We start from the raw sequence: 16,387 nt of genomic DNA on the forward strand, positions 1-16,387 counted from the left end.
CGCGGACGGGCCTGCGCGGAGGGCTCAGCGCGGACGACTCGACGCGGGGGCTCAGCGCGGACGATCGGAGCAGGCGCCCGCCGTACGGCATCTCGTACCGCCGCCGGCCTGACGCCCGTGCGGCTCCCCCTGCCCAGCTGGGGGAGCCGCACGGAGGAATTGGCCGGAGGACGGCGGGGGCGGATCAGGGGCGAGGCGGTTTCCGGGTGCTCGAACCGCTCTTGCCTTCAACGCGCCTAGGAGGCAGGGGGTCTTGGCGCTGCCGATGGCGGGACGTGTTCTGGCGGGGTGGCCGGGTCAGGGTGATCTGACGGACCAGTTGTTGGAAGCAGGTCAGGGACGCGAGGGCCGGTACGACTGCCGCGGCCACACCGGTGATCGTCTTGTGGGCGTCGGCCACGCAGAACATCATGGCGACGGAGGAGAACAGCAGAACGGCGTACCACGAGTGCACGGCACGGCGTTGGTGCAGGGCGGCTCGCAGGACGGACAGCGAGGCCACCATCCAGGGGCCGTACACGAGAAGGGGCCACCAGGGTCCCGAGCCGCTCTGGGTGGTGGACGCGATGTGCCGCAGCGGCGCGTAGGCCACCATCCCACCGAAGACACTCACCATCGACACGATGACGGCGGCGACCGCGGCGATCACGAAGCTCACGGTCTGCAGCCAGGTGAAGCGGGGTTTGCGGACCCGCACCTTCCGATGCCCGGTCGAGGAGCGTCGGATGGGCGGCAACTCGGCAGTGATCTGCGCCAGGTTGTCCATCGGTTCACTGATGAATTCGTCCCCGTACGACGGCTCGCCGCGGGGTGGCGGCACGGTGGCCTCCTGCTCCGCCGCCGCGGCGTCCTGCAGGAGGTAGGTGAGCTCCTCGACCGGGTCCCAGCCCTGTTCGTACAGGGCGTCGGCGGGACCGCCGTGCCGGCCGGTACCCGTCCCACCGGGGTACACGGGAGGTTGTTCGTATCGAGCGAAGGACAGATCCGGATAGTCGTCATTCACAGAAAATTCCGCCCTGTCGGATCAGGGCCGGGTGACAGCCGGAACGTCCCCATCGGGCGACGAGTACGCGGCAGCAGGCATGTAGGTGTATCGCCCGAACGTCACGGCTCGGACCGCGAACGGGCTCTCCGCCGCCGCTCCGGAGAGCGACGGGTCAATAAGACTTGCTTGGGTCATGTTCCATTAACGCTGGTCAGCTCCCGCAGATGTGCGGCAAACGAGTGAGCGCCAGCCCGCGGAAAAATTCACGAAAGCGTCTTTATTGATCCGGAGCCGACGGTTCTTCTGAGCGCTTCCGCCGGAATCCCGGAGGCCCCGTGGCCCGGCACCTGCTGGGCCACCAAGATGCGCCCCGGGCCCCGCGCGGTGACACTTTTCTGGTGGCCTCGCGCGCCGCACAGGGTCTCCGGGGCGTTGCGACCGGTCGCGTGGCCGTCCCGTCCTCCCTGGAGATTCCGTGAGCCAGCTCTTCCAGCCCCTGACACTGCGTGGTGTGACGATCCCCAACCGGGTCTGGATGTCGCCGATGATGCAGTACTCCGCCCCTGCCCAGGGCCCGGAGACCGGCACACCGACCGACTGGCATCTCCAGCATCTGGTCTCGCGCGCGGTGGGCGGAGCCGGCCTGGTCATGGTGGAGGCCACCTCCGTCAGCGCGGAAGGCCGCAGCAGCGCCTACGACCTCGGGCTGTGGAACGACGGGCAACCGCCGGCCTTCGCCCGCGTGGTCCGCGCGCTGAGCGATTCCGGCGCGGTACCGGCGATCCAGCTCAACCACCCCGGCCGCAAGGCGGGCATCGGACGCCCCTGGTCCGACGCCCACCCCCCGCGCCCCGGCCTGCGGCGGGTGGGCCCGAGTCCGATCGCGTTCGGAACGGTCCCCGCGCCCCACGAACTCACCACCCACGCCATCGCGACGGTCGTCGACGAGTTCGCGCAGGCCGCCCGGCGCGCGCACCTGGCCGGGTTCCGCGCCCTGGAGATCCACGGCGCGCACGGCTACCTCGTGCACTCCTTCCTCTCCCCCCGGACAAACCACCGCACCGACGCCTACGGCGGCGACCTGGAACGGCGCATGCGCTTCGCGCTGGAGGTGGTGGACGCCGTCCGCACCCAATGGCCGCAGGAACTCCCGCTGTTCTTCCGCACGTCGGCGACCGACTGGCTCGCGGGCCACGGCACCGAGACCCGGCCCGGCTGGACCGTCGACGACACCACGCACCTCGCCCGGGAACTCATGGCCCACGGAGTGGATCTGCTGGACGTCTCCACCGGCGGCATCGTCCCCGACGCCACCATTCCTGTCAGCCCCGGCTACCAGGTGACCTTCTCGGCACAGGTGCGCGCCCAGACGGGCATGCCCACCGCCGCCGTAGGACTCATCACCCGACCCGAACAGGCCGAGAAGATCATCGCCCTCGGTAAGGCCGACGCCGTCTTCCTCGGGCGCGAACTGCTGCGCGACCCGTACTGGCCCCGCAACGCCGCTCACTCCCTGGGCGCCCCCGTGCCCGCACCACCGCAGTACACCCGCGCGTTCCCCGGTCGCTGACGTCTGCCCCCGCAAGCGCCGTGAACCACCGGAGAGAAGGTCAACTCTGTCACCCTTTCCATGGGCATGGCGCTCACCGCCTGCACGCCGCCGGCGAAGGGCTCGCCGCTGTTCGAACTGCCCGAGGACACGGTCGAGATGGGCGTGGGCATCCACGGCGAGCCCGGCCGCAGGCGCGAGAAGCTCCGGTCCGCGGACGCGATGGTGGGCGACCTCGTCGACGCGGTGGTCGGCGACCTGTCGTACGTCTCCGGTGACCGCGTCGCCCTGATGGTCAACGGCCTCGGCGGCACACCGATCGGCGAGCTCTACCTGGCGTACGGGCGGGCCCACAGGCAACTGGCCGGGCAGGGCATTGAGATCGAGCGCAGCCACGTGGGCGAGTACTGCACCTCGCTCGACATGGCCGGAGTCTCCGTCACACCGGTCCGGCCGGACGACGAGATCTCCGATCTGCTCGCCGAGCCCGCTGAGATCCCGATGCGGGTGTTCTGAAGGCCGACGCCCCCGTGCTGCTGTTTCGACTCCCCGGTCCGCTGTTCGGCGCGGCGGTGCGCACAGTCGCCGGCCGTGGCGACTTGTGCGCACCGTGACAACTCAGGGCCGGACGCCGGTCACCAGGGTGCGGGGGCCGGTGGCGGGACCACCGGAGGCCGGTCGTCGCAGGTGATGGTGTTCGGCAGCTCCCAGGACGCCATCCAGGCGCCCGTCGTGCCGCCTCCGTCGTTGCCCCCCAGGTCCTGGGCCGTGAACTCGGAGCCCGTGGAGGGGAAGTTGAACGATCCGCAGTTGTTGATGCCGACCGCACCGACGTTGCGGGCGTCCACGTTCTCGAAGGTCGCCGATCCGGCGGAGCGGGCGCTGAGTACGGACGTGCCGGTTCCGTCCACCCGGATGTCCTTGAAGTGGACGCCCCGGATCGCGTACTTGTCCTTCACGGGGAAGTCGGAGACCAGCATGACCGCGTTGTAGGTGTTGTCGAGGAAGTGGTCGCCGGTGACCTCGATGTCGGCGTCGATGTCCCGTTCAAGGGCGTAGAACCAGATGGCGCCGAGCCCGATCTTCCAGTTGAGCTCGAACGGCCCGGAGCGGACGGTGGTGTTGTCCGTGATCCGCAGGTGTCCGGTGAACGGCTCGGCGCCGAAGCGGGAGCCGACCTGGATGGCGCTGCCCTCCCTGATGGGGTCGGCGACGAGGTTTCCGGTGACCGTGTTGTCGGTACCGCCGTAGAGAGCGATGCCGTTGGCGAGGACGGGCGTCTGCACGGTGTTGTGCGCGAAGACGTTGCGCGCGTTGCCGGTCTTCTCCGACCACATGGCCAGGCCGTCGTCACCGCTGTTGCGGACGAAGGTGTCCGAGACGGTGGAATCGGTGACCCCGGTATGGAAGTTGAGGCCGTCGGCGATCTGGTCGACGATCACGTTGCGCGTGATGCGCAGACGCTTCATCGGGCCGTCGAACCACATGCCGACCTTGGTGTGGTGCAGATAGAGGCCGTCGATCGTCGAGTCGCTGAGGGCGCCACCGACGGCGTTGACCTGGTCGGTGTCGATGCGTTCACGGACGTCGCCCTCGACGGCGAAGCCGGACAGGTGGACGTCGTGGCTGCCGCCGTCGGCCGCGTCCTTGCCGTAGAAGCCGACGCCGGTGTGCACCGAGCCGTCGGGGGCCGGGGTGTCCAGGGTGACCTGGTGGCCCTTGACGATCGTGTACCAGTTGCCCGCTCCGACGATCGTCACGTCGTCCACGACGATGTGCCGGTTCACCTGGTAGGTGCCCGGCGGAAGGTAGACGTCGAGGTGCCGCTTCCTGGCGTACGCGATGGCCCGGTCGAAGGCGCCGCCCGCATCGCGCCGGCCGGTGGGGTCGGCACCGAACGCGAGAACGTTCGCCGCCCGCACCTCGACGTGCGGCGCGGCTACGAGTTGCGTGTCGAGCACGTCGATCACGGTCCAGGCCGCGGCGCTGCCCTTGGGCGCCGTGAGGCGGACGGTGTCGCCGGCCCCGTACCGCTTGCCGAGCAGAAGCCGCTGCTCGTCGTAGAAGTGGCTGGGCCTGAACGGTTTGTCGATGGTGGGCGTCGGGGTGGTGGCGGCGGGAACGCATCCGCACTCGGTGATCCACCAGTCCGGGTGCAGCAGGTCGGCCCGGGGGTCGTTGGTGAACGGGTACTGGTTGTAGAGCCACGAGTACTGCGAGGTGAGCGTCATCGTGGAGCGGTGTCGGCCGTCGACGGCGACGTCGAGCGGTGCGGTGATGCCGCCGCCGTCGGGCGCGTCGGGGATGCTGTAGCGCACGGTGAGGGCGTTGGCGGCGCGCGGCAGCGTGAACTCGACGTACTGGCCCGGCTTCAGGCGTACCGCGGCTCGGCCGGACGCCTCGGAGGGCAGGGTGTAGGCGGTGCGGTCGGGGCCTATGACGGTGCCGTCGGTCGACGCGTTCTCCGCCTCCTGCTCGGCGAAGTCCACCGCGGCTCCGCGCCCCGCGACCAGGGCGGGATCGAGCGCGGCCCTGGTCACCGCCTGGGTGCCCACGCCGGTGCCGTGCCCACGGGCCGGCGGGGCCGCGAGGGCTGCCGGGGCCTGAGCGCCGAGCAGGAGAACGAGTCCGGTGGCCGCCGCCGTCACCACCGTGGCGATCCTGGCCGGTTTCCGCGCGCGGCCGCGGACCCGCTCCGCCGCCGCGCGCGTGCTGTACCGCGACATCAGATTCTCGTTTCTCTCGGAACGGACGAACGAGGACGGACGTGGGAGGAGCACGGTCGAACAGCGCCGGGCGAAGCCGGGCGAACAGCGCATGCGGAGACACTGGGGCCGCTCTGCGTGCGGAGTGTGGAGGGGCGGGCCGTGCCGGTGCGGTGACAGTAGGGGGTCGCCGGGCACCCTCACAAGACGTCGGACGCCTCTTTCCAGCTTTCAGTACGAATCCTGCGTTGATTCATCGATTTCTTGCAACGTGCACGGCGGCCGTCGGGGAGGGGTGGTCCGGCCGGCGGCTCAGCACTGCTGCACGTACCGGAGGTTCTCCCACCGCCCGGCGGCGATGTCCTCGCGGGTGCCCACCAGCAGATTCAGGGTGAACAGGTTGTGGTCGACGCCGTTTCCGGATATCTGGGCCATGAGCACCAGACCGTCCTGGTCGGGCGCCACCTGCCACTGGTCGGAGAACCCGCCGATCTGCGCGACGGCGTGGGGCGACGGCCCGCCGTGGACACTGTTGACGACCGCCTCCACGAAGCAGTCCAACACCTCGTCGTCCTCCTCTCTCCCGGCCTCGAAGGCCTCCGCCGCCGGAGAGCTGTACCAGTCGTGGTCGATGGTCAGACCGGGCAGGGCGTACACCGGGCGTCGCTCATGGGCCGCGGCCTCGTGGTCGTCCAGGCCTTCGGGCAGTGGACGCTCCGCGGTCGGGGCACCGGCGGGGACGTGGAGAACGGCCGAGTCGTCCGGCTCGTACTTGAAGGTGGTGAAGAACAACAGCTGCCCGTCCGCGGGGAGTTCGATGTCGAGGCAGTCGCGGGGCAGGGCCGCGCAGTCGACGCTCAGCACGAAGGGTCCGGCCCCGTCGGGCCATTCCACGCCTTCGGGCAGTGAGGGGAGCCCGCCCGTGCGCCCGGCCGGACGGAGGTCCGCCCGGCCGTGCTCCGGCAGGTCCTCGTACCCCACCAGGAGGACACAGGGCCGCAGCAGCTCCGCCAACTCCCTTGCCACGTCTCCCGGAACGCCGTGTTCCGAGGCCAGCTCGGTGAGGATGCGCTCGTTGATGAATGCCATGCCGGTGATCGTGCCAGGAGCCACCGACAACGGACCGGGTGGTCCTCGGGAGAGGACCACCCGGTCACCCGGAGCAGGGAGTTCGTGCTAGATGCCGCCCTCGCGGCGGGAGTTCAGGCGTGGACGTTGTGCGATGCGGCGTGGTGGGCGGGCCGGCCCGTCCTGGGCGGCTCAAGGCGTCGCAAGGACAGGGTGGCGGTGAGGAGCAGGCCGGTGAAGACGGTGAGGAGGAGGGCGGAGACCCACATCTGCCGGCTTCCCGGCGACTGCCAGGCCGTCCAGAGGGTGGCTGCGCTCCACAGCAGGATGCCCACCACGTAGAAGGCGCGGACACGGTGCAGTTGTCGCACGGCTCGCAGGAACATGACGCGTTCGGTCTTCGGTGCCATGGCGGGCCGTGTACCCCGATTCGGCCGTACCACCGGCCGGGGCGGACTTTCCGCACCCAGGTCCCGCGTGTCCCCAGGTGACGGGCCGGGAGGACCGATCGGCGGCTACGGACGCCTTCTCGGTCCTGGCCGCCCGTGGCGGCGCAGGGCACACGACTGGTCCGCGGGTTCCAGGGAACCGGGCAAGGTACGCGCTGCGTCGGGCACGCGGGACCGGGGCGAGAGGTTTGCGCGATGAACGAGGCTCAGAGGTCGTTGCTGGACGGTCTGACCGTGGACGAGACCAGTCCCGAACAGCCAGTTCTGCTGGACGGGGCCGGCGGGCCGATAGCGACATGGCGGGAGAACCATCCCTACGACCGCAAGGTGCGGCGCAGGGAATACGAACGGCAGAAGCGTGTCCTGCAGATCGAGATGCTCAAGCTGCAGCGCTGGGCCAGGGACACCGGCGCCCGCCTGATCGTCGTCTGCGAAGGACGGGATGCCGCGGGCAAGGGCGGCACCATCCACCGGTTCACCGAACGGCTCAATCCCCGCAGCGCCCGCATCGTCGCCCTGGACAAGCCCACCGAACGAGAAACGGGACAGTGGTACTTCCAGCGGTACACCGCGCACCTGCCCGCGCCGGGCGAGCTCGTCTTCTTCGACCGCTCCTGGTACAACCGGGCCGGTGTGGAGCGCGTCATGGACTACTGCACCGGACCCCAGTACGAGCTCTTCCTCAGGCAGTGCCCCCGCTTCGAGGAGATGCTCATCGAGGACGGCATGACGCTGGTGAAGTTCTGGTTCTCCGTCTCCCGCGGTGAGCAGCGCACCCGTTTCGCCATCCGCCAGGTCGACCCCGTGCGGCAGTGGAAGCTCTCCCCCACCGACCTCGACTCCCTGGACCGCTGGGACGACTACACCGTCGCCAAGATCGAGATGTTCCGTGCCACCGACACCGCACACGCCCCGTGGACCGTCGTGAAGAGCAACGACAAGCGCCGTGCCCGCCTCGAAGCCATGCGCAGCCTCCTCGCCCGCGTCGACTACGCCAGCAAGGACCCCGAAGCGGTCGGAACGCCGGACCCCCTCATCGTCGGCCCGGCCGACACACTCCTCGAGCCAGGCGAGGAGGAGTCCGCACTCTCCCCCACGCCTCTCGCCCGCCACACCGAGGGACCCGGAAAGCACCCCTCGGCCGACTGACCGAGGCGGACGGTCCGCTCGGAGCGTGCCGGGGACGCGGCGCTCAGGACGCGGGGACCTCGTAGGCGGCGGCGGGCGCGCTGAGCGCACCTGCCTGAACCGCGTGACGGCTTCGGCGCCATCGGCCGGGTGGGGACGACACGGACGGGACCCAGGACACTCCCCCCAAGTCCGCGGCGACCACGATCCGCACCTACGTCTGGCCGCTGCGCCGGCTGCTGGAGAGGGACCCGTCGGCCCCGGGCAGCCTGCTGTCGGCCGCGGACGGGTACCGCCTCGCCGTGGCAGGCGGTGCGGTGGACGCCTGGCAGGCCGAGTCACTGGCGCAGCAGACGGCCGGCTCAGGGCCGAGGGCCGTCCGAAGGAGGCCGAGGACACGGCCGGCCGGGCTCTCGCCCTGTGGCACGGCGAGTCACTGGCGGGCGTCCCCGGCCCCTTCGCGGCGCGCAGACGCGACAGGCTGGAAGAACTCGAGGTCTCCCTCCAGGTGGAGCGCCTCGATCTGGCATCCGGCTGGGCCGCTTCCAGTCGCCCAGCCGACGCCGGCCGAGCTCACCGCCGACCACCCCCTGCGTGAGCATCCGCACGCGCTGCGGCCGAGTCCCTTTAGGACGAGTTCAGGGCACCCCTCTACGCCCCGCCTCCACTGCTCCCGCGGGTGGTGCAGGCGGGGCTGCCGGGCCGCAGGACCAGCGGGGGTTCCACTCCTACGGGCAGGGCCGGACATCCTGGTGTGATCCGGGCCGAGGGGCCCGGATCACACCGCCGGTCCAGGGACAGCGCGGCTCGACGTGCGATCGCCCGGTACCTCAGAGCCTCGTCGACGATCGCCTCCGCCGACGCGCCCTGAAGGCGCCCGCTGTCCTGCCTCGACACAGCGTCTTGTCAGCCGTCCACCGGTCGGATTCCGCCTGGGTCATGAAGACGGGCGGCCGCCCACCACCCTGCGAACGGGTTCAGTAGGCGTAGATCGATGTCGCCTTGATCCGCCTGTACGCGCCCCATGTCGTGCACACGGTGGTGCTGGACTTGTTGTACTGGGTGCCGTGTGCGGCGATCCGCCAGCCCGGGTAGGCGATAAAGCCGCCGCCCTTCTTGTACAGACCGCCGTTGCCACCCATGGTGTAGCCCTCCAGCACGTAGTGGTACCCGGCTGCGGAACGCAAGTACACGCACCCGTCGGCATGTTGGTAGGTGCCGTAGAACGTCCCCGTCCGGGAGCTTCGTTCCCGTGCCGCGGTGCTGGATCTGCGGAGTGCTGGCGACCGTCGCCCGGGCGGCCTGGCACGGCGAAGAGGGCCTCACCCAGCGGGACTGGCTGTCCGTGACGGGCAGCGGGATGCGTCACCGCATGCACGACCACGGTCTCCCGCCGATCGCATGAGCCAGGCACCCGCTTCCGCGCCGGTCCAGCTCGCCCATCGGCTCGCAGCCTCATCCGCTCACCGCTTTCGCCGGCGCGTAGCGACTGGGCGTCGACGGCGCCCCGCGGCGTCACGTGATGATGAGGATGCTTCCACAGCCCCCAGGGCCCCCGCCGGTCCCGCCACCTGCGCCGCCTCCGCCCGGGCCTCCCGGACCGCCACCGCTGCCGTTGTCGGGTGAACCGTCCTGACCGCAGTCACCGCCTGAACCACCGCCACCGCCACCCCCTCCCCCGCCGCCGCCCCCGTCGTCACCGCCGCCGCCGTTGGAGATAGTCACCGCCTGGCCGACGTCGCCGCGCGCGGGGAGGCCGTCCGCGAACGCGCAGTTGATGCCGGCGACAGCGGCCGTGGTCGACAGTGCGGCTGCGGCTGCGAGCGCCGCGCAGCGTTGCGGGAAAGTCATCGCTTCTTCGCCTCTTCACTGCGTTGGCGGCCGGCCCGGGGCGGATCGGCCGCCACACGCGGCCGTCGGCTTCTCACCCTCGTGGGAACCCGCGGAGCGCGGCGCCATCGCACTCCCTTCCCGGAGTAACACGGAGGCGACGACCCGGCAACTCGAGCAGAGTCGGCTCCGCCGCATCGCGGCTCCGTCAGCGGTGCGGTCCCTTGACCGCGAAGCAGGCCGACTCCATGTCCCAGGGCTCGGTCTCGTGACAGAGCATGACCGGCTCGAACGCGGAACGGCGCCGGTGGTCCTCCAGGAGCGTGACGGCCAGGCGGTGGTGGCCGGTGGTGCCTCCGGCCGTGACGGCGACGGCCTCGACCTCGCCCTCGCCCTCACCCTCACCCTCACCCTCACCCTCACCCTCGCCCTCGCCCTCGCCCTCGAGGCGTCCCGCAACCGACCTTTGGCATGAGTGTGGTCGGGCGGGGCGGGGCCGGGGCCGGGGCCACGACCGCACGACACAGCGGCGGCCGGCAGGGGCCGTCCTCCTGGCAACATGCGTATCCAGAACGGGAGATGAGCAACAGCACCCCCCTGCTATGGTGCGCCGATGTCATCGATCAAGCAGGTCCAAATAACTTTCGACTGCGCAGAACCTGAGCGCGTCGCCCGCTTTTGGTGCGAGGTGCTGGGGTACGTCGGACCGCCGCTGCCGGAGGGGTTTGCCACTTGGGACGATTTCGACCGCTCCCTCCCTCCCGAGCATCAGGGCCCGGCGTCCGCATCATGCGCTGATCCCTCAGGTGTGGGCCCGCGACTGTACTTTCAGCGTGTTCCCGAAGGGAAGGTCGTCAAGAATCGGGTGCATCTTGACGTGCGGGCCGGCACCGGACTCGTGGGTGAGGAGCGCGTGGCCACGCTGGAGGCCGAATGCGCACGGCTTGTCGCGCTCGGCGCGGTACGCGTGCGGCTGCTGCTCGCCGATGAGGACAACGAGTCGTGCCTCCTGATGCAGGACGTCGAGGGCAACGAGTTCTGTCTCGACTGAGCATCGTCCGAGACGGCGGGGCGTGGAGCCGTCTCCCTTGGGCCTCCGTCGAACTGGTCCATATGGGACGGGAGTTGTCCCGGAGGGCCGGACGCCGGCAGCAGTCCCGGAAGGCCGCCGCGGGTGGGACACCCTCTCCCGGTGACGGTGTCGCCCCCCTCAGGCGAGGTGCTCGCGGAACCACTCGACGGCGGCGCTGCTCGCCTTGTCGAACTGGGTGGTGTACGGGTCGAAGTGGCCGCCCGGGATCGTCCGCAGTCGCTTGGGCTCCAGCGCGCGCTCGTAGGCAGCGAGGGCCAGGTCGGTCACGGTGACGGTGTCGTTGAGCGCGACCACCATGAGCAGCGGGGTGGGCGAGACCCTGTCGACCCAGGTTCCGGGCTCGTACATGCGCGCGGCCCGGGTGGAGCGGACCGTGACCTCGTTCTCCCACACACCGTCGGGTTTGGGCTGGAGGTAGAAGTCGATGGCCTCCTGCGCCCGGTAGGACACGGGCACCGCCGGGTCGCTGCCGACGACGGCCAGGGTGCGGGGGGCCTCGCCCCGCAACTGGGCGCGCTCGTCCTCGGAGAATCCCTCTTCCAGGGCGGCGACGGCCTCGGGCACGACACGGCGCCGGCCCTGCTCGAAGCCGCTGATGGTCGGCACCTGGGAGACCACGGCCCGCAGTCGGCGGTCGGTCGCCCCCAGGACGATCGCGTGGCCGCCGGCGTAGCTGGTGCCCCATAGGCCGATCCGCTCCGGATCCACCTCGGGGAGGCTCTCCAGGAAGGAGATGGCCCGGCGCCAGTCGGCGATCTGCCGCCACGGGTCGACGTCCTGGCGCGGCCGGCCGTCGCTCGCCCCGAAGCCGCGGTGGTCGTGGACCAGGACGACGAAGCCGTTCTCGGCGAAGACCTGTGCGAACGGTTCGAGTCCGTGCTCCTTGACCGCGGCGTAGCCGTGCGCCATGGTGATCGCCGGATGCGGGCCCGGGCCGTCCGGCAGGAAGAGCCATCCCCGCAGCTGTACTGCGCCGTCGGCCGTGAACTGGACTTCCTTGCGCTGAATCATGGAACAACCTTCTCAATGGGGAGGGGCGTCAGCCCCGCTGGAAGTGCCCTGGGCCTCGGCGAGGAGGCCGTCGAGGTGGGTGGCGACGCTGGCCGCCTGTTCGATGTGGGCCCAGTGGCCGGCCTCGGCCACCGCCACCGCGGTCACGGCGCCGAAGCGGGGCGCGATCGCGTCGTCGACCATGTCCTCGGTGACGAACCCGTCGCGCTCGCCGCGCAGGATGAGCACCGGGCCGGTGCAGCCGCTCGGCCGTTCGCCTCGGGGGTGGCCGGTGTTCCAGCAGTCGGCGAGGGCGCGGACGACCTCGGGACGCAGATGCAGGCCGGTCGCCACCAGCCGGTCGCGTTCGGCCTCCGGGAACGCGGTGGACAGCTGTTCGCGTACGCCCCGCTGCCCGTCCGCGTCGCCGCCCAGCGAGCGGAACTGTTCGATCATCTCGTCGGGCAGGTGTACGCCCGCGAGGGGGACCGGGGTCACCAGCACGAGTCCGCGGGCCCGCTCGGGTCGCTGCGCCGCGACCAGTTCGGCCACGGCGGCGCCCATGCTGTGACCGACGATCACAAAGGGCTTGCCGAGGGCGTCGACGACCCGGCCCGCCTCCTCGGCGAACCGGTCGTAGTCGTAGGGCCCGCCCACCGCGTCACGGTCGCCGCAGCCGGCCAGGTCGAGAGTGACGCACTCGATGCCGGGTGTGGTGAGTCGTGGGATCAGGCGGTCCCAGGCGTACTGGTCGTCGAGGAAGCCGTGGACGAACACCACAGCCAGGTCCCCGTCCCCGGTGCGCCGATAGCGTATGTCGGTGTCGGCGACGCGTTCCGTCTTCATGGATGTCCTCACTGTCCGGGAGCGGACGTAGCCCCGGAAGGGGACCGGTCCTGGCTTTCGATGGGGCAGTCGGTCGGACGCGGGTCCAGGCGCCGCGTCCGGTGGATCGCGTCGTCTCCGGCCGATTGCCAGGTCATGGGGTTCACCAGCGCGGAGTTCCTTCGGCCAGCTGCAGTTCACCCCTTCCGAACGAGAAGCTCTCGTTCGGGACCGGGACCAGGGCGATGAAGATGTCGTCGGGCGAGACTCCGAGCGCCTCGACGACCAGCCTGTTGATGGCCGCGGACACCGCCCGCTTGTCCTCCAGGGGCCGGTGGGCCCCGAGGAGAACCGTGATGATCATGGCGTCCGAGCTGCGCTGCATGCCCATGAACGTCGGGTCGAGGAACAGTTCGTCCTCGCCGTGTTCGCTGATCGTGATGAAGCGGTCGCCCTCGGGGATGCCGAGCCCCTGCACCAGCGACTGGTTGAGCGCGTCGGCGAGCGCACGCTTCTGCTGCGACGAGAAGCGGTTGGCGGGGATGTGGGCGTTGAAGACCGGCATGGGGGGCTCCTTCGGGGAGTGCGGTGTCGGGTTGTCCGACTGTTCGGAGGGCCTGACCAAGGCCCCGGTTGTGGCGCTGTCGCCCTGGGTATCCACGGCGCACGGCACGAGCCTGCGGGGCGCGGATACGGTCGGAGCGGGGGTGGGTGTGGGGGTGGCGTCGGTCACGTCAGGATCAGGCCTTGGTGGCTCCCGAGGGGGACCATTCGGCGGTGTCCACCGGCGACCATCCGTCCGGGCGCTCGTCGAGGCGATGGCTGCGCACGCCCAGCCGCTCGCTCAGGATGTCCGCCGGCAAGGGAGGGACGAACGCGTTGTCGGCCAGGGTGTACTCGGCGGCGAGGCGGCCGACCGCCGGAATCGCCGCGGTGTCGATCCGTCCGTTCCGGGCGTAGACGTCGTCCCGGATGTGGAAGCGCACGACCTTGCCCCAGACGACCTGGTCGTTGACGTCGCCGACCTGGATGATCCGGTCGAGCGTGCATTCCATGGCGATCGGGGAGTCCTTCACACGCGGCGCCTTGACCACTTCACAGGCTTCTTTGGCCAGGCCGACCTCATCGAACTCGTCCTGGGAGCCGTCGAACTCGATCGCGCTGCGATGCATCTCGTGGGCCTGGGGAAGCGTGACCAGATTGGTGACGAACTCACCGCTGTCCCGAATGTTGACGAACGTGTCCTTCAGCGTCCCGTCCGACCGCGGCTGCAGGGTCAGGGACACCATCGGAGGGATCCGGCTCACCACGGTGAAGAACGAGATCGGCGCCAGATTGGCGACACCGGATGACGACAAGGTGCTCACCCAGCCGATCGCACGCGGTGTGACCGCCCCGATGAGGAGCTTGTACGCGCTCCTCGCGTCCAGTTCGTCGCTGTTGATGATCACGTCGATAGCCTCTCTGGCGTGCACGGCGGCCTACCGTCGGTGAGCCGTCGCCTTCTCGGAGCCGCCCAGGGTCCGCACCGCGATCGGCGTCACAGTGTGGACGGGGGTTCCGTAGGGGGTGGGTGCGCCGCGCCGTCGCGGTCGCGGTCGCGGTCGCGGGATCAGTTGGCTGCGGACGCGAAGAACTCGAGGCCCTCCAGCACGTCACGCCCCTTGGCGGTGTCGGCGTACAGCCGCGCCTCCGTGATCCGTCCGTCGGTCACGGCGAACAGCAGGAGGTGCTCGTTCTCCATCGTGCGGCCGTTCTTCGCCTTCGCCCGGGCCCGGACGGGGACCACCACGTGCGACCCGGCGTCGAGCACCGTGTGCAGGTCGTAGTCGAAGTACTCGTAGTAGTGGTCGAAGAGATCCTTGTAGAAGGCCACGAAGCCCTCCCGCCCGTGGAAGGTCCCGCCGTAGGGCAGTGAGGTGGGGAAGTGGAAGGCCACGTCCGGCGACATCAGCGCCACCAGGTCGGACGCGTCGTTCTTCTCGAATCCGGTGTAGGCGCGGTGGCAGGCATCGACGATCGCCCGGTTGCTCGACATCTTTCCTCCATGCTCATGGCTGAGGGTGGTGCTGGGTGAACAGGTGTCCACGCACCTGGGTTCCGTCCGGTCGTACGCGGAGGGACCGGAGGCCAGGGGCGGGCCGGTCGGCTCGTGAGACGCGCGGCGGGCCTGAGGCCCGACGGGGCTCGGGCGGTCACCGGGCGGCTTCGCGGACCGAGGGAGCGGTAGTGCCTGCCGACGGCCCGATGTCAGCTAAGTTCCCATTCGGAACTCAGGAAGTCAAGGCTGGGTTCCAAAGGTGGACCCTGGCGCTATCCTGGCTCTATGGAGTGGCGTGAACTGGATCTGGGCAATTGCAGCGTCGCCGCGGCCCTGGGGCTGATCGGCGAGCGATGGACCCTGCTCATCCTGCGCGAGGTCTTCGCCGGGCTGCACCGCTTCGACGAGATCGCGGAGCACCTCGGGGTCTCCCGTCGCCTCCTGACCGAACGCCTGGGGCAACTCGTCGACGCCGGCCTGCTGGAGCGCCGGAGCTACCAGGAGGCCGGACAGCGAGCGCGCCACGAGTACCACCTCACGTCGGCCGCCCACGACCTGCAGTGGATCCTGGCCGCCCTCCTGCAGTACGGAGACACCCACCTCGGCGGCCCGGAGGGCCCGCCGACCCTGCTGAACCACGCGGGGTGCGGGGGCCAGGTGCACGTCGAGCTGCGCTGCTCCTGCGGGCAGGAGGTCTCCGGCTCCGAGGTGGTGCCGATCACCGGCCCCGGCGCCGTCAGCACGTCCCGCTGACGGCGACGGACGGTCGCGCGAGCCGCTTCCCCTCCCTGAAGGAGGCACCATCATGACCACATCCGCATCCACTCCCCTGGCGTACGAGGTTCTCGTCCAGGAGGGAACGCCCCGGGCCGGCGGCGAGCGGCTGCCCAACGGTGAAGAGCTCGTCTCCTCCCCCCTGACGTCGACGCTGGTCTTCGGGGACGAGGACGCCGTGCTGGTCGACCCGCCTCTCACCATCGAGCAGACACAGCGGGTGGGCGACTGGATCGAGCGCTCCGGCAAGCGCCTGGCCTACATCTACGCCACCCACGGACATGGCGACCACTGGTTCGGCACCGCAGATCTCGTGGAGCGGTTCCCCGGCGTCACCGTCTACGCGACCCCGGAACCATCGAGGTCATGCACCAGCAGGCCACCGAGGGCCGCGAGGAGCTGTGGGACAGACGCTTCCCCGGCCTGATCCCCGACACCCCGGTCCTGGCCCGGCCCGTTCCCCCCGAGGGCTTCCTGCTGGAGGGCGACCTCGTCGAGGCCGTCGAGGTCGGTCACACCGACACCGACAAGACCACGGTCCTGCACGTGCCGTCGATCGGTCTCGTGGTGGCCGGCGACGTCGTCTACAACGGCGTGCACCAGTACATCCTCGAAGGCGGAAGCGGCGGCCTGGAGGAATGGCTCGTGGCCCTCGACCGCGTCGCCGCGCTTCAGCCGCGCTCCGTCGTGGCCGGTCACAAGAACAAGGACCTGCCCGACGATCCGGTCACCATCGAGGAGACCCGCCAGTACCTGCTCGACGCCATCCGGCTCCTCGGCCGGAACCCCACCCCCCGCGAGTACTTCGGCCAGATGACGGCCCTCTACCCGGACCGGCTCAACCCGGGCCCGGTGTGGTACGGGGCGGTCGGCCTGCTCGGAGCCTGAAAGAGCGCTCGACGGTTGTCGACGGCTCGTGCGGGCGGGAGCGTGCGGGGAGGTGCCGCCCG

General features: G+C 70.3%; 19 protein-coding genes and 1 pseudogene. 10 read left to right on the plus strand and 10 right to left on the minus strand.

Annotated elements, in window-relative coordinates; all coding sequences use genetic code 11:
- Positions 1-184: 184 nt before the first annotated feature.
- Positions 185-1,003, minus strand: coding sequence for a DUF2637 domain-containing protein (locus OHB41_RS05280; protein ID WP_266696772.1), 819 nt, complete (start codon positions 1,001-1,003; stop codon positions 185-187).
- 457 nt (positions 1,004-1,460) lie between these two features.
- On the opposite strand from OHB41_RS05280, the gene OHB41_RS05285 reads away from it, so the two are divergent.
- Both OHB41_RS05285 and OHB41_RS05290 read left to right on the plus strand, forming a co-directional pair.
- Complete coding sequence (locus OHB41_RS05285; RefSeq protein ID WP_266696773.1) at positions 1,461-2,555, plus strand: NADH:flavin oxidoreductase/NADH oxidase; 1,095 nt, start codon at positions 1,461-1,463, stop codon at positions 2,553-2,555.
- Between the two features lie 39 nt (positions 2,556-2,594).
- Positions 2,595-3,050 (plus strand): annotated as a pseudogene (locus OHB41_RS05290) (dihydroxyacetone kinase subunit DhaK); the annotation flags it as partial.
- A gap of 119 nt (positions 3,051-3,169) precedes the next feature.
- Here OHB41_RS05290 and OHB41_RS05295 read toward each other — a convergent pair.
- From OHB41_RS05295 to OHB41_RS05305, 3 genes are all read right to left on the minus strand, one after another.
- Positions 3,170-5,260 carry a glycosyl hydrolase family 28-related protein gene (locus OHB41_RS05295; RefSeq protein WP_266696774.1) on the minus strand — a complete coding sequence of 697 codons (2,091 nt, stop codon included), beginning with the start codon at positions 5,258-5,260 and terminating at the stop codon, positions 3,170-3,172.
- A 291-nt stretch (positions 5,261-5,551) separates the two neighbouring features.
- Positions 5,552-6,328 carry a DUF1963 domain-containing protein gene (locus OHB41_RS05300; RefSeq protein ID WP_266696775.1) on the minus strand — a complete coding sequence of 259 codons (777 nt, stop codon included), beginning with the start codon at positions 6,326-6,328 and terminating at the stop codon, positions 5,552-5,554.
- A 113-nt stretch (positions 6,329-6,441) separates the two neighbouring features.
- The gene (locus tag OHB41_RS05305) at positions 6,442-6,717 is read right to left on the minus strand and encodes a hypothetical protein (RefSeq protein ID WP_266696776.1); all 276 of its coding nucleotides are present in this window, start codon (positions 6,715-6,717) and stop codon (positions 6,442-6,444) included.
- 234 nt (positions 6,718-6,951) lie between these two features.
- On the opposite strand from OHB41_RS05305, the gene ppk2 reads away from it, so the two are divergent.
- Together ppk2 and OHB41_RS05315 are read left to right on the plus strand one after the other, a co-directional pair.
- Entirely contained in the window at positions 6,952-7,905 is a 954-nt protein-coding gene (ppk2, locus tag OHB41_RS05310) for a polyphosphate kinase 2 (RefSeq protein WP_266696777.1), read from the plus strand.
- A 103-nt stretch (positions 7,906-8,008) separates the two neighbouring features.
- Positions 8,009-8,482 carry a BTAD domain-containing putative transcriptional regulator gene (locus OHB41_RS05315; RefSeq protein WP_266696778.1) on the plus strand — a complete coding sequence of 158 codons (474 nt, stop codon included), beginning with the start codon at positions 8,009-8,011 and terminating at the stop codon, positions 8,480-8,482.
- A 379-nt stretch (positions 8,483-8,861) separates the two neighbouring features.
- Here OHB41_RS05315 and OHB41_RS05325 read toward each other — a convergent pair whose 3' ends face one another.
- Positions 8,862-9,071, minus strand: coding sequence for a hypothetical protein (locus tag OHB41_RS05325; protein WP_266696779.1), 210 nt, complete (start codon positions 9,069-9,071; stop codon positions 8,862-8,864).
- A 65-nt stretch (positions 9,072-9,136) separates the two neighbouring features.
- Between OHB41_RS05325 and OHB41_RS05330 the strand changes: the two genes are divergently transcribed.
- From OHB41_RS05330 to OHB41_RS05340, 3 genes are all read left to right on the plus strand, one after another.
- Positions 9,137-9,289 (plus strand): hypothetical protein, encoded by a 153-nt coding sequence (locus OHB41_RS05330; RefSeq protein ID WP_266696780.1) that lies wholly within the window; start codon positions 9,137-9,139, stop codon positions 9,287-9,289.
- A 693-nt stretch (positions 9,290-9,982) separates the two neighbouring features.
- Positions 9,983-10,189, plus strand: a complete 207-nt coding sequence (locus OHB41_RS05335; RefSeq protein WP_266696781.1) for a hypothetical protein — start codon at positions 9,983-9,985, stop codon at positions 10,187-10,189.
- 138 nt (positions 10,190-10,327) lie between these two features.
- On the plus strand, positions 10,328-10,765 hold the full coding sequence (locus OHB41_RS05340; RefSeq protein ID WP_266696782.1) for a VOC family protein: 438 nt from the start codon (positions 10,328-10,330) through the stop codon (positions 10,763-10,765).
- A gap of 159 nt (positions 10,766-10,924) precedes the next feature.
- Here the strand turns inward: OHB41_RS05340 and OHB41_RS05345 are convergent, their stop codons facing one another.
- The 5 genes from OHB41_RS05345 to OHB41_RS05365 form a co-directional block, all read right to left on the minus strand.
- A complete protein-coding gene (locus OHB41_RS05345) occupies positions 10,925-11,818 on the minus strand; it encodes an alpha/beta hydrolase (protein WP_266696783.1) in 894 nt (297 codons plus the stop codon).
- Between the two features lie 12 nt (positions 11,819-11,830).
- A complete protein-coding gene (locus OHB41_RS05350; protein ID WP_266696784.1) occupies positions 11,831-12,643 on the minus strand; it encodes an alpha/beta fold hydrolase in 813 nt (270 codons plus the stop codon).
- A 142-nt stretch (positions 12,644-12,785) separates the two neighbouring features.
- Positions 12,786-13,187 carry a tautomerase family protein gene (locus tag OHB41_RS05355; RefSeq protein WP_266696785.1) on the minus strand — a complete coding sequence of 134 codons (402 nt, stop codon included), beginning with the start codon at positions 13,185-13,187 and terminating at the stop codon, positions 12,786-12,788.
- Positions 13,188-13,362: 175 nt separating this feature from the next.
- The gene (locus OHB41_RS05360; protein WP_266696786.1) at positions 13,363-14,073 is read right to left on the minus strand and encodes a flavin reductase family protein; all 711 of its coding nucleotides are present in this window, start codon (positions 14,071-14,073) and stop codon (positions 13,363-13,365) included.
- Between the two features lie 161 nt (positions 14,074-14,234).
- Entirely contained in the window at positions 14,235-14,660 is a 426-nt protein-coding gene (locus OHB41_RS05365; RefSeq protein ID WP_266696787.1) for a nuclear transport factor 2 family protein, read from the minus strand.
- A gap of 288 nt (positions 14,661-14,948) precedes the next feature.
- On the opposite strand from OHB41_RS05365, the gene OHB41_RS05370 reads away from it, so the two are divergent.
- From OHB41_RS05370 to OHB41_RS05380, 3 genes are read left to right on the plus strand one after another with little or no spacing between them, the layout of a single operon-like run.
- Positions 14,949-15,416, plus strand: a complete 468-nt coding sequence (locus tag OHB41_RS05370; RefSeq protein ID WP_266696788.1) for a winged helix-turn-helix transcriptional regulator — start codon at positions 14,949-14,951, stop codon at positions 15,414-15,416.
- Positions 15,417-15,468: 52 nt separating this feature from the next.
- The gene (locus OHB41_RS05375) at positions 15,469-15,864 is read left to right on the plus strand and encodes an MBL fold metallo-hydrolase (RefSeq protein ID WP_266696789.1); all 396 of its coding nucleotides are present in this window, start codon (positions 15,469-15,471) and stop codon (positions 15,862-15,864) included.
- Positions 15,804-16,325, plus strand: coding sequence for an MBL fold metallo-hydrolase (locus tag OHB41_RS05380; RefSeq protein WP_266696790.1), 522 nt, complete (start codon positions 15,804-15,806; stop codon positions 16,323-16,325). The genes OHB41_RS05375 and OHB41_RS05380 overlap by 61 nt, the downstream gene beginning before the upstream one ends.
- Positions 16,326-16,387 lie beyond the last annotated feature (62 nt).

It is taken from the genome of Streptomyces sp. NBC_01571, from assembly GCF_026339875.1.
Lineage (GTDB): Bacteria > Actinomycetota > Actinomycetes > Streptomycetales > Streptomycetaceae > Streptomyces.

Excerpts from the sequence above, each read along its gene's own strand:
- OHB41_RS05370 (WP_266696788.1), top strand. The coding sequence starts at position 14,949 with ATGGAGTGGCGTGAACTGGATCTGGGCAATTGCAGCGTCGCCGCGGCC.
- OHB41_RS05295 (WP_266696774.1), bottom strand. The coding sequence starts at position 5,260 with ATGTCGCGGTACAGCACGCGCGCGGCGGCGGAGCGGGTCCGCGGCCGC.
- OHB41_RS05365 (WP_266696787.1), bottom strand. The coding sequence starts at position 14,660 with ATGTCGAGCAACCGGGCGATCGTCGATGCCTGCCACCGCGCCTACACC.
- OHB41_RS05375 (WP_266696789.1), top strand. The coding sequence starts at position 15,469 with ATGACCACATCCGCATCCACTCCCCTGGCGTACGAGGTTCTCGTCCAG.
- OHB41_RS05340 (WP_266696782.1), top strand. The coding sequence starts at position 10,328 with ATGTCATCGATCAAGCAGGTCCAAATAACTTTCGACTGCGCAGAACCT.
- OHB41_RS05300 (WP_266696775.1), bottom strand. The coding sequence starts at position 6,328 with ATGGCATTCATCAACGAGCGCATCCTCACCGAGCTGGCCTCGGAACAC.
- OHB41_RS05305 (WP_266696776.1), bottom strand. The coding sequence starts at position 6,717 with ATGGCACCGAAGACCGAACGCGTCATGTTCCTGCGAGCCGTGCGACAA.
- ppk2 (WP_266696777.1), top strand. The coding sequence starts at position 6,952 with ATGAACGAGGCTCAGAGGTCGTTGCTGGACGGTCTGACCGTGGACGAG.
- OHB41_RS05350 (WP_266696784.1), bottom strand. The coding sequence starts at position 12,643 with ATGAAGACGGAACGCGTCGCCGACACCGACATACGCTATCGGCGCACC.
- OHB41_RS05355 (WP_266696785.1), bottom strand. The coding sequence starts at position 13,187 with ATGCCGGTCTTCAACGCCCACATCCCCGCCAACCGCTTCTCGTCGCAG.
- OHB41_RS05380 (WP_266696790.1), top strand. The coding sequence starts at position 15,804 with ATGCACCAGCAGGCCACCGAGGGCCGCGAGGAGCTGTGGGACAGACGC.
- OHB41_RS05345 (WP_266696783.1), bottom strand. The coding sequence starts at position 11,818 with ATGATTCAGCGCAAGGAAGTCCAGTTCACGGCCGACGGCGCAGTACAG.